At 59.6% G+C, this 12318-nt stretch carries 5 protein-coding genes and 1 pseudogene; 3 read left to right on the forward strand and 3 right to left on the reverse strand.

The window, feature by feature from the left end; all coding sequences use genetic code 11:
• Window positions 1-383 precede the first annotated feature (383 nt).
• The 3 genes from xopAD (at window position 384) to LJU29_RS03915 (ending at window position 8007) form a co-directional block, all read left to right on the forward strand.
• Window positions 384-6989: a XopAD/skwp family type III secretion system effector gene (gene xopAD, locus LJU29_RS03905; RefSeq protein WP_257111682.1), complete on the forward strand. Its 6606-nt coding sequence runs from the start codon at window positions 384-386 to the stop codon at window positions 6987-6989.
• 458 nt (window positions 6990-7447) lie between these two features.
• Window positions 7448-7699, forward strand: coding sequence for a type II TA system antitoxin, ParD family (locus LJU29_RS03910; RefSeq protein ID WP_004643047.1), 252 nt, complete (start codon window positions 7448-7450; stop codon window positions 7697-7699).
• Window positions 7696-8007: a type II toxin-antitoxin system RelE/ParE family toxin gene (locus LJU29_RS03915; protein WP_053486599.1), complete on the forward strand. Its 312-nt coding sequence runs from the start codon at window positions 7696-7698 to the stop codon at window positions 8005-8007. The genes LJU29_RS03910 and LJU29_RS03915 overlap by 4 nt, the downstream gene beginning before the upstream one ends.
• Before the next feature lie 310 nt (window positions 8008-8317).
• Here LJU29_RS03915 and LJU29_RS03920 read toward each other — a convergent pair.
• From LJU29_RS03920 to LJU29_RS03930, 3 genes and pseudogenes are all read right to left on the reverse strand, one after another.
• Window positions 8318-10099, reverse strand: a pseudogene (locus LJU29_RS03920) (SNF2-related protein); the annotation flags it as partial.
• Window positions 10100-10202: 103 nt separating this feature from the next.
• Entirely contained in the window at window positions 10203-11654 is a 1452-nt protein-coding gene (locus tag LJU29_RS03925) for a DUF6094 domain-containing protein (RefSeq protein WP_019741158.1), read from the reverse strand.
• A 29-nt stretch (window positions 11655-11683) separates the two neighbouring features.
• On the reverse strand, window positions 11684-12283 hold the full coding sequence (locus tag LJU29_RS03930) for a hypothetical protein (RefSeq protein ID WP_003319068.1): 600 nt from the start codon (window positions 12281-12283) through the stop codon (window positions 11684-11686).
• Between the last annotated feature and the right edge of the window lie 35 nt (window positions 12284-12318).

Below are 12318 nucleotides of genomic sequence, written 5' to 3' on the forward strand. Positions count from 1 at the left end.
CGCGACACTTTTAATGAAAATTTGGTGGCTACATAACTTCAGCGTCAGTGGTCAAAAACCTCTTTAAGGAACGCTGCAAAAATAGCCAACCGCTCAGCAGGCCCGGCAAGAGGCTGGCTCGCTCATTACACAGCCGCGCAGAGACATCACTGCAGTTCGAACGCGAGGCGTGAGCGGCCAAACGGCACCTTGGCTGGACGCGCCACTGAGGCGGCCCTGTTGGAGGAGCGGATCCTCGCTCAAATATCAGCGTCGGTACGAAGATCAGGTGCAAGAGCTAAAGGTCGTATTGCGTCAGCAAACAACGCCTTGACCGCCAAGAAACACGGCCCAGTGCAACTCAACCGTGACAACGACTACATTCGGATGGACTAATTGCAGACATGAGAATCCCCAACGTCAATCTAAACGCATTGAGCACAAACCGGTCTTTCAGTGAAGAGGACCAGCTCAAGCGGACCGGGGATCAGCCGGAAGCCAGTACCGGCAACAGTTGCAATGAGCGGCAGCCGGCCAAACGGCGACGGGTGGAGCAGGATGAACCTGGAGCCGGTGGCCGCGCACGGGACAGGGACGCTCGGCAACAGCCTACCATTCACGCGCACTTGCGCAACGATATCACCGACCGACATCGTACCAAGTCCGAGCGGCCCCATGACAGAGCGCCCGCTGACGTCAGTGCATCGTCATCGCATCGTAGGCCACAAAGAACAACGCATGGCTGGGAGGCGCGCTTGGCCGAACACACGTTCGACCGGGCGGCAGGAAAACGACCTCGGGAAGAGCGAGAGCCGTATCGGCAGCCAAAGCGGCCAATGCATGACTTGGAGTGGACGGCGGCGGATCTTCACCAGGCCGAACATCAGCTCGATCCAGCTGCAAAAGAGCAGCTGCAGGAACAGCGAGAGCGGTATCGGAAATGGCTGAGTGCCCCCAGCCGAGTACCTCAGAACCACAACGCTCGCTTGTGCGTGTCGGTGGCAAAGGAAAACGCGCTGGCGCGTCACATCGGCTGCGGGCTGGCGCTGCCTTTCCTGGATGAGAGCGTCAACGCGCAAACCAATGCGCAGTGGCTCGACCAATACCTTCTGATGATTGCCAGTGCAAGGCGCGCCACAGGGGCAGGCGTAACGCATAGCGAGCTCGATCGTTGCACGGAGGTTGCGGCGCAGTATCTCTGCAAGACCAAGTGGTTTGACGGTGCATCGCTGACGCAGCTGGCCCATGTGGGCAACAAGCTGAGCAAGCATCCGAACCAGCAAGCGTGCATGGATGCAATCGCGTGGATCGCCGGACAGCTCAATCAGGCAGATGATTTATCGGGACTGGATGGCCGCCACTCAGTCCTATTCTTGAACGCCTTCGCCAAGAACTTCAACAGCGGCAGGTGTGAACGCGCGGTGGCTCGTCTGGCGCGTCACTTGCAACGTAACCACTCTGCCCGATCGTCTCTGGACGCGCAGCACATCGGCCTGGCACTCAATGCCTTCAGCAAGTGGCCCGACAATCCGGACTGCCAATCCATGGCGTACTTGCTTGCTGATATGCTTGCAAGCAACAGACGCTTGCGTCATGCGATGGATGGGCAGAGCGTCGCGAACGCGCTCAACGCCCTGAGCAAATGGCCCGACACACCGCACTGCGCGGACGCTGCCAACGCGCTGGTCTCACGGCTGGCCGACGAGCGCGGTTTGCGCAAAGCCCTCAACCCGCAAGGCGTGGCCAACGTGCTCAATGCCCTGAGCAAATGGCCCGACACGCCGGACTGCGCGGCAGTCGCCAGCGCATTGGCCTCGCGACTGGCCAACAATCGCGAGTTACGCAACGCCCTCAACCCGCAAGAACTGGCCAACGCGCTCAACGCCCTGAGCAAATGGCCCGACACACCGCACTGCGCGGACGCTGCCAACGCGCTGGCATCGCGGCTGATCGACGCCCCTGGGTTGTGCAACGCCCTCAACCCGCAAGGTGTGGCCAACGCGCTCAACGCCCTGAGCAAATGGCCCAACACGCCAGACAGCAAGTACGCCGCCAACGCGCTGGCCTCACGGCTGGCCGACGAGCGCGGTTTGCGCAAAGCCCTCACCCCGCAAGAACTGGCCAACGCGCTCAACGCCCTGAGCAAATGGCCCGACACGCCGGACTGCGCGGCAGTCGCCAGCGCATTGGCCTCGCGACTGGCCAACAATCGCGAGTTACGCAACGCCCTCACCCCGCAAGAACTGGCCAACGCGCTCAACGCCCTGAGCAAATGGCCCGACACACCGGATTGCGCGAACGCGGCCAACGCACTGGCCTCGCGACTGGCCAACAATCGCGAGTTACGCAACGCCCTCACCCCGCAAGAACTGGCCAACGCGCTCAACGCCCTGAGCAAATGGCCCGACACACCGGATTGCGCGAACGCGGCCAACGCACTGGCCTCGCGACTGGCCAATGATCGCCACTTGCTCAGCGCCCTCGACCCGCAAGGCGTGGCTAACGTGCTCAATGCCCTGAGCAAATGGCCCGACACACCGGATTGCGCGAACGCGGCCAACGCATTGGCCTCGCGACTGGCCAATGATCGCCACTTGCTCAGCGCCCTCGACCCGCAAGGCGTGGCTAACGTGCTCAATGCCCTGAGCAAATGGCCCGACACACCGGATTGCGCGAACGCGGCCAACGCATTGGCCTCGCGACTGGCCAATGATCGCCACTTGCTCAGCGCCCTCGACCCGCAAGGCGTGGCCAACACGCTCAACGCCCTGAGCAAATGGCCCGACGTGGACGTTAGCCAGGCCTCCGCTGACGCCTTGGCCTCGCGACTGGCCAATGATCGCGAGTTACGCAACGCCCTCAGTCATATCGGCGTGACTCAAGCACTCAACGCCTTGAGCAAATGGCCCGAACGTGCGAATTGCGAGAGTGCTACCGATGTCTTGGCCGGCAGGCTGGCGGAGGACAACGATCTGCGACAAGCCATGGATGAGCACCACGTGGCTGTGTCGCTCAATGCGCTGAGCAGATGCCTCGGAAGGCCGGCATGTCATTCGGCAGTGTTGCTGCTCGCCGAACGCGTCGGCTCGGCAGAGTTGCCGTGGCAGCAGTTCGAGATGCGTGGGCTCGCCATGGTGGCCAACGCGATGTCCCGTCTGCTGCACCTGGATGAGGAACAGTTCCAAATTTTGGGACGCGCCAAACTGCTGGCAATGGCCGGGCACCTGGAGCTGCACCGTGAGCGTTTTGAGTCTGCCTCCGCGCAAGACATTGGTATGCTCTTCAAGGCCCTTTCATCGGCGCAACTCCATCGCCAGATGCGTCCGCTGGCTCGGTCGGCCCTGGAGCGGGTTGCGGTGCTCGCGCAGGAAAACGGATTACGGGAAACCAACCTTGAGGGGCTCGGCAGCCTGTGCATGGGATTCTTGCCGTTGATCCGCAGCCCAGAGTTGACCTCTCGCCATCGGGGGCACGCATTGCGCGTGTTCAATACGTTGCAGCCCATCATCGAGCGCAAGATCGACTTGTACCTTACCGGCGGTGTCCCGCCGTCTTCGACCGACCTCGAACAATACGCCACTCGATGCCCGGCGCTGACCTTCTTCCAGGTACTCAAGGCTTACAGCATGGTGAGCCGGCAATGCAAGCCGCGCCACATCGAAGGCTCGCGCCAGGAAATTCGCCAACGTCGCGAAGAGTTGGGGAAATGGGTTGACAGGACGCTGGAGCGGACACGCGAGGCCATCGAGGAGGACCTCGGCGAGATGAGCTGGAACTTGATCGCGCAGATCGAGGCCGGTGACATCGTATTTGACGCCCTGGACCTGCGCATGGCGAAGGAAGCAGCGAAGATTACGCAGGCCCATCCACCGAGCCAGTTCGACCTTGACGCCGGGCGCCTGAGCATGCGGTCGGCACCCGGCGAGCCCGTTGCTCCGGCACCCGGCAACGGCAGCACGACCCACATCGTGGTCGATCTGCGCGGCAAGGAAGTGTCGACCAATGCGACCGAGACGAACAAGCCGTACTCGCTATTTACACGGCTGACGGGCTTGCCGCTGGTGGAGGTCCAACTGCCTGGGGCAATTTCGACGTTCATGCTCGCGCGTACGCTCACCTACCAGGACGAACCCTGGCGTTTTGACATGTTCGGCGGCAGCCGCGCCACGCGAGGCCACATGAGTCGCCCCGCCCAGTTGCTGTCCGGCACATCCGGAGCACCGTCGCTGCTGCCGGCAATGCGCTATACAGACACCGCGCCGGGCAGTAGCCTGATGCAGCTCATCGCCAAGCTTGCCCCGCAGCGCGAAGACTGGTCGCGGATGCAGCGCTCGCTACTAGAGATGGTGCCGACCGATCACGTCATTGAGGGCACACTGCGTCTGGGATTTTTTGAAGACGTCAGCGGCCCTGCGCACCCGTTCAAGCCAACAGCACCGGACGGGCATGCATTGGCGCTGTGCCCCAACGATGGTTGCGGCTTCCTGAAGCTGGAGGTGGCACTACGCATACCGGCCTTCCGTGAGTACTTCTCTGCCTGGCAAGCAGTGCAGGCCGGTGAGGCCAGCCAGAAGCAGCGTGACCTTATTGCCAAGGATAAGGGACCCACGCGGCTGGCACCGCAGGCGCTGCAGCACTTCCCACGTGACGAGGCGGCACTGCAGGAGGCGCACGAGGCGATGCAGCGCCGGTTGCAGGCGCTGCCGTCGGAGTTGAGTCAACTCACGTTATACGAACTGGCCACCAGCGGCGGCTACCAGGGCCAAAGAGTCAGGGCGGTGCCTGCTGCCGACGACAAGGTGCACCTACCGAGCGAGCGCAGCCAGACCTTCGACGCCGCAGGCGGCGCCTTGCTGATCGGCAAGCCGCCCTATGACAAGGAGAACCTGCTGCCCGTGCCGGAAGAACGCGTCGCGACAGTGGCGCAGAGCGACGCCACCGCCGAATTCCTCTCGCAGTCCTTTGGTATCCAGTACAGCTACACTGGCTTCGACGACGGATCGGGCAGCGACGCCGAGATGCTGCACAGCAAGGGCATGCTCATCGTGGTGCCATCAAAGAACTGGCCAGCCAATTTTGCGGACATGGATCTGGCCTGCTCGAAGGAGGACCTCAAGACCTTATCGCGCTGGACGACCGGTCGCGACCGCAGTGCCGTGCCGCAGGACATGCTCACCACCGGCAGCCTGCGGCTCAAGGACATCGTGGAGCCCGGACGCATGGGCGCACTGCCTATCCCGGAACTGCGCAAGCGCAACATGGACACCGACGGCGACGACGCGTTCGTGTACGCGGGCTACCCCAAGCTGGCCGCGCTGATTTCGCGCGAGATGGCCGATCGCGAGGTACGCCGCGGCCAGCCACGTTCCTTCAAGCCGCCGAAAACGGCCACGCCGGCCATTGATCCTGACAACGGCCATTACCAGGCGGGGCGGCTGTCCGAGATCATGTCTCTGCAACGTGGCGGCCAGATCATGGGGGCGGCCAGCACCTTGGCAGCGCGCTTCATGGCGCAGCCTGACCACCTGCGTGAGGCAATGGCGCGCAATATGATGTTCGGCACTTATGACGGCATTGAGCGCGACCTGCGTAACGGTCTACGTGTAGCACTCGACAGCAAAGCCAGAGATCCTCAGGTGTTGACGGAACTGCGCAACCAGGCATACAACGCCATCGGGCGCGCCCACCTGCCCGAGGCACGTGAAGCCGCCGAGCTCCTGCATGCACAACTGCTTCGACTGGAGCCGGGGGCATCATCGCGTGCCGAAATGCCGCCATTGCCGGATGCGCTGGGCGAGGCCTTCCCACGCCTCGCCCAGGCGTACCTTGCTGCGCCTGATACTGAGGCACGGATTCACGCCATCATCGACAACTACCCGGTGTGCAGGCTCTCGCACGCGCAATTCCCGGCAGGGCAACCGGGGCTCATCCCTGGAGAGCCGGAACTGAGCATGCGCAACCTCTTCACCATCGCGATCAAGGTGGGCACCGATGCGCTGAAGTCTGACACCGGCACTGCGCTGTTCGCCAAGATCGTTGAGTCGTGCGAACGATCCGAGCGAGGGTTCGCTGATCGGGTTCGCAGCGTACCGTATGGCAAGGTGACTGCCCGGGCCATGCACGATGGTCGCTTCGACGCCGAGCAGACCCAGATGGACCTGCAGAACATGCCGACGATGGCTGCGGGCGTCATGCAAGACGCGCTACACTCGCTGCAGCAAGCAGACCTGATCGACCCACCGCCACCGCCCGCCGAGCGCTTGCGCGCCGTGCAGCCAGAGGACATTGCGCTTGAGGCGCAGAGCTTACTGAAGCGTGCTCGCGAGATGGAACCTAGGGTCACTCACATGCTGAGGCGCGTCGCCGAGTCCCATGCTGGGCAACTGGCGGGCATGGACCATCAACTGAAGTCGGTCGGCTCGTTGAAGGAAAAGCTAAAGCAGCAGATGGCTGTGAAAAACAAGACCCTGGAAGAAGCCGTGGCCGGCGTGAACGATGCGTTGCGCTACAGCGTAGTACTGGATCCGCAGGATTTCACCGCTGGCTTGCGCGGTGTGCTGGCCTCGCTGGACGATCAGGGCCATGTGCGCGTCAAGCTGAACAACCTGTTTGCCAAGCACAAGCCAGCCTTTAAAGCGGTCAATGTCACTATGCGCAGTCCCGAAGGCGCGCTCTGGGAGATCCAGTTCCACACGCCTGACACCTTCAGGCTCAAGGAGCAATTCCATGATCTTTACAAGCACGGCTATGCGCTGCAGCTTCAGGGTGCCCCACTGACTGACCAGCGAGAAGTGCAGGCGCCCGCGCAAGACGCCTTCAGACTCGTGCCTTCGCCGCCAGAGTGCGACGATATCGACGACTGGGAGGAGGAGAACGTCCCGGCCTTGGCAATCACGGTTCCGGCTTTCAAATCCCAACCAAACAATCGCAAAGACGCCGCAAAATTCCGTGCAGGCGTGAGCAGCACACCGCAAGTGACGCTGTCACAGCAGAGGGTGCCAACTCGATGACCCCCTTGATAGCCTCTTCCTGAGCCGGTGGGCTTTTTCAAAAGCGGGCTGGGTGCTTCGTGACGATGAGTAGGTCAGCGCCATTGGCCTTGACCGACTAAGGTTGCGCCAGCTCGTCGCGGACCTTGATGGGGAGCCCGCAGAATTCGGAAAAAATCGTACTACAAGGGCTTCCCCATTGAGCACAAGCCCAATAGTTTCTGTTTGACTCCGCTGCATGTGCCGGATCGACGGAAAGAAGGTGAAGGACTGCAGTACTACAAACGGTCATCTTGAGCTGATCGCTCGGTAAGCCGGAATCCCAGAAATTTCCGTCATGGGCGGGAAGCGAGTACTGGTGCGAATTGACGCCAAACAGGTGTTTTACGACAACCTGCGTCAATGTAACCATGTATAACCGCCTGCTCCATTAGCACATATGTTCTAATGTGGGAATGTGTAGTCTTGGAGGTTATCCCATGAGTCGCTTAACCATCGACATAACAAACCAGCAGCACCAAAGCCTGAAAGCGCTGGCTGCCTTGCAGGGCAAGTCCATCAAGCAATATGCGCTGGAAAGACTGTTTCCGGGCGATGCTGATGCCAATCAGGCATGGGAAGAACTGAGAACCCTGCTCGGCGCACGTATTCACGAGGGACTTACCGGCAATGTGTCTGCCAAGAGCATCAGCAAAATTCTCGATGAAGAACTGATCGAGGGCAGCGCTTGACCGGCTACGTTCTCACCGCTGCGGCAGAATCCGATCTGCGGGGCATCGTCCGCTACACCCGTAAGCAATGGGGCGATGCGCAGGTGCGCCGCTACATCGCTACGTTGGAACAGGGGATCGCCAACCTCGCCGATGGCCGGGGTGTGTTCAAAGACATGAGTGCGCTTTTTCCGGCTCTACGGATGGGGCGGTACGAGCATCATTACGTCTTCTGCCTACCGCGTGAGGGAGCGCCTGCTCTGATCGTGGCTATTTTCCATGAGCGCATGGATCTGATGACACGACTGGTTGATCGGCTCAAAGAGTAATAGTCTGGGTAGCCATGATGGAAATAGCGGCTGTTTTCGATTGCAAGCCGCTACACCTAGCGGCCGTCACCACAATTCCGGCCATTAGACTGAAATGGGGAACCCGCAGAATTCGGAAAAAATCGTACGGTAAGCACTGCCGACATTGGAGAGGCTCTCGTGCAGCTTGGACTGTGTCCGATTGAAGTACACCTCAACCCGGCGTCAGACCGCTCACCAGCCCCCTGTCAGACTAGGATGGTTTTCTGTATTTCCTGACGGATCGCCGTCAATTTCTATGACCTCAACCTGACAAAATTCACGCTAGCGTACGATTTTTTCCGTTTTCTCTATTCGCCCCAGCAAGACATAGGTCCAGAAGGGCTTGTTCCTTCGGCATGAGCTCATCGTCATCGAAGACCGACGACACGAAAGCCAATGTGTCTTTGGATCGAGGATGTTTCACCACCTCAGGTCGAAAGCAGCAGTCCGGCCATGCCAACAGCACGTTCAACACCACCCCTAACAGCGTCGTATCTCTACGGGCCAGCGCCTGCCGAAGCTCGACGGTCAATGTCTGGGCAAGCTTACGGTGAGCCGCCTCCTGGTCTGGAGACATCGGAACATCAATGAACTCCTCCAGGTAACCAGGTAGCACGTTGCCGCCGATATCCTTGAGTTTCAGGAACACAGTGAAGGGTAGAACGAAGCGGTGAATGCCTTTCGGGCCGAACCCCGGAGCTTTGACCGTCCGCACTGAGAGTTTCTTACCTTTGGCCGTCTTGTGAGAACTGCCATCACGCTCGGTGTAGATGTCCTTCAATACCCCGTGATCCCGCATAAAAGAAATCGCCGCCGGCGCCATGCTTCCTCGCGCGTTGGGCTGATAGCCGTCCTCGATCATACGTCTGGTGAGGATTCGGAACAGGAGGTAGAACAGATCGTCTGCATAGCCGCCCATGAGAGTGCCGGTCAGCAGCACAGTCTTTCGTGCTTTGGCTGCGAGCACGCCCATAGCCTGACCTTGTGCCGATCCACTGTTTTTGTACTCGTGCCCCTCGTCCACGACCAGTAGGTCGAAGCACCCATCAGGTAGGTAGCGCTTGATGAACTCGGTGGGCTGGTAACCCCCCTCGCCGAACCCGAACTCGATGTTGGCCATCGCACGCTCCATGCGCTTGGCCTGGCGGTCGCTGAAGATGAAATTGCCTTTGGCGTCCATCAGGTTGATGAACTCAGAGACATTGTCCAGAAGCATCGAGGCGAGAAAGTCTTCGCCGAAGTCAGACAAAAGCCGTTCTGCACGAACAGGTCCGATTGTAGGGATGCGACACATCGACTTGAGGACCGTGTTGCGGCGGCTGCCGCCATCCGATTTGCCCGGACGCATCAGCGTCCATAAAGCGGCATTACAGTGATCGCAGCGTCGACGTCGCTCTTCACGCTGAAATTCCTCAGCGGTGATCAGATTGCCTTCCTGGTCCTGGAGCAGACGTCCACAATCTGGACACGCTGCCAGGCTCCTTCCACCGCCGGCACGCCGTTGCCAAAAGGCCAGACGCCAGTGGAACCCCATCCGCATCCGCACGCGGCCGAGAATAAAGAACTCCTGACGTCCGTCGTAGGTATCACCCAGTTGATCGCGCAGCTTCAGCAGCTTGACCAGGGTATCCGGTCCATTGAGCACCCAGACACGAGCGTCAGGGATGGTTTCGAGGATCTCGCGCCGCCATTTGTAGACCAGGTGCGGAGGCGCGATGACCATCGTCCTGCGATAACCAGCTCCATGCATAACTGCAGCGAGCGCGATGGCCATCATCGTTTTGCCCGTGCCCATCTCGGCATTGATGATGCCAGCCTGCTCATTCTGATCGAGCAAAAGCGCGGCAATGGCCTGGACCACTTGAGCCTGGGCTGGGAAGGGCTGTCGTTTGAGGCCCTCCAGCACCCACTGCCGAGCCGGATTGTCGATGCCGGCATAGACCGGCGGGTTTGAGCGGTTGAGAGATTCCAGAAGCTGATCGCCAAATTCTTCGATGAATTCAGTGAGTCCAATATCTAAAGCATCGGCTTTCAGGTGGTTCGAGGCCCTTGGCAATGTAATGTCGTTCATGGTGTTTCTCCACATGAGAATGAAACAGGGCACGCACGACACCACGAAGGGTATTGGGCATACCCTGCGGGTTGGTTGAGAGAATTTTTTGTGTAATGCGCTGTCAGTAGTCCGACGGCAACATGATGGTGGTCACGGAGCGATCGACCTCGGTGATGATCCAAAGTCTGGTTTCATCTCCAGCGTCGATGTCATACCCGGAAAACAATCGACCTTCAGCACTCAGTGCTTGCTGGTTGCTGTCCCAGTCGTCGTTCGAAATCTCGCCCCAATCGCCCGTCGCGTGACGCCGCAGGTACTGCATCACGTCGAGAGAGTTGTTTTCGAGCAGACTTTGAACGCTATGCGTGAGCACCACACGGCCCAGTTCAAATAAAGCGTCCTGACTACGTGCATCAGTGTTTGAGGTGGTTTCGTGTGCTGCTGGTGTTGTCGCATCTGAGCTGATGGTCAGTGCGCACCCGAGGTAGGATGAGCCTGGCGTCATATCCCATGCCCGAATCCGGGGCACAAAACGATCAGTCAGTATCCGTGTCTCGAAAACGTTGCCGTCCTCGTCCTCGGTGAATTCGGTCTTGGGAACCTTATCCTTGTAAGTGTCGCCCTTGAGCACCAGGACACGCCCGGACCGAGAGGTCACTACACCGGTTATGGCTCCAGCAGCGAGTGCAAGTGCCAAGTGCCACCTTGAAAGTGCCTTCACAGGGGCCCGCGGTTGAGCGCCAGTCTGGCCAAAGTGCAGCGTGAAATCAGGCCATAGGCCTCTCAGACGAAGAACCTCTTCACTGAATTGCTCTGGTTCAAGCGTGATTCGGTAGAATTGTTCCAGATCATTGGCGATCGGCAGGACAGCGTATTGCTCCCATGGCCAAGTGGCCGGTAGCAGATCAGCAGCTTGCTCCCCGGATCCGATTGCCCGCAAATGCTCACGCATCGCCGCCACTTCCCGGGGTCTTGCCAGATCCTGACGCCGTACCCTGATTCCGAATATAACGACCTGTTTGAACGTCCGGTCTACCGCAGCGCATATCCGCAGCCCGGTAAAGTGATTGGTGAGCCAGCCGCACAGCTCGTCGTCCAGCACGTAGTGAGGAACGATAAATACCATCACCCCTCCGTACTGCAGCAACGGCAGTGATCGTTGGTAGAACGCTTTCTCCAGCCTCCGTCTGCCGCTACCCTGGTACTGTGAAGCGCCAGAGTGATCAGCGACCAGATCCCCGTAAGGAGGGTTGAGCCAGAGCAGTCCGAAGGACTGTCGAGAGATCATGGTGTCCATCAAGTCACCCTGCAGCACTCGGTCCAGCAACGTTTTCGAGTGATCAGCGCGCTCTCTGTCGTACTCGACGGCATAGGCCTCGGTTCGGTTGCGCTCCAATCGGTGTGCGACCTCAGCCAACGCCACGCCTTCTCCCGAACACGGATCAAGTATCCGCATTCGTCCCGAGGAAGCTGGCACCAACGCCTGCAGAGTGCGTTCCAGCGTCAGTTCGTCAGTGGGGTAGTAGCCGTTGCGTGCAAAATTACGGGCAAGCCGTGAAAACATCAAAGCCATGATGGGCTCCTTGGACAAGTGGGTGTGAACTACGCCGTAAGTTCAGTGGTGAGTTTTCCTGCGCGAATGAGTTCGCCCAGGGCTTTTTCGAGCACGTCCAGCTGCAGCGACAAACGCCAGGCAGTCACTGAGCCAATAGCCCCTGGTAGCGGATGCAGCATGTTGTGCGCAGTAAGGACTTCCATCACCGGCTCACGCCAATGTGGAAGGAAGGGAAGCGGACAAGTGTCTACGATCAGCGGCCACAACCTGTCGAACGGGTCTTGGGCTTGATTGATGAGCGCGTAAGCAGAATGGTTTGCTCGATCCGGCTGCGAGCAACGCTGATCGAACAGCCATAAGTGCAACAGGCTGCCGAAAAGCGTTCCGCGAAGCTGGCGAGTGGTGCGTTTTTCCAACAGATCCGTATCAGGGAACACGGGGATGCGTTGGTCATTCATGACGATGTGAAACTGGTCTAGGCCATTCTCAGCAGAGCCGAGTGTTAGCCTGGCCAGAAACTCCTGCATGGCCGTGTCGCGGCCCCAGGCTGATAGAAATATCAGGTTTCGCTGCTCGTCACAGACGCACGCGTCGACGTACAGATCTGGGCATTCTTCTATGCGAAAGAGTTGAGTGCGGTTGGGCATTAGGGCCTCCATAACAGGAGGGGAACCCACCCTCA

This window comes from Pseudomonas ficuserectae (assembly GCF_024584585.1).
GTDB lineage: Bacteria > Pseudomonadota > Gammaproteobacteria > Pseudomonadales > Pseudomonadaceae > Aquipseudomonas > Aquipseudomonas amygdali.

Coding starts and splice junctions, on each gene's coding strand:
- LJU29_RS03910 (WP_004643047.1), top strand. CDS start 7,448: ATGAGTCGCTTAACCATCGACATAACAAACCAGCAGCACCAAAGCCTG.
- LJU29_RS03930 (WP_003319068.1), bottom strand. CDS start 12,283: ATGCCCAACCGCACTCAACTCTTTCGCATAGAAGAATGCCCAGATCTG.
- xopAD (WP_257111682.1), top strand. CDS start 384: ATGAGAATCCCCAACGTCAATCTAAACGCATTGAGCACAAACCGGTCT.
- LJU29_RS03925 (WP_019741158.1), bottom strand. CDS start 11,654: ATGGCTTTGATGTTTTCACGGCTTGCCCGTAATTTTGCACGCAACGGC.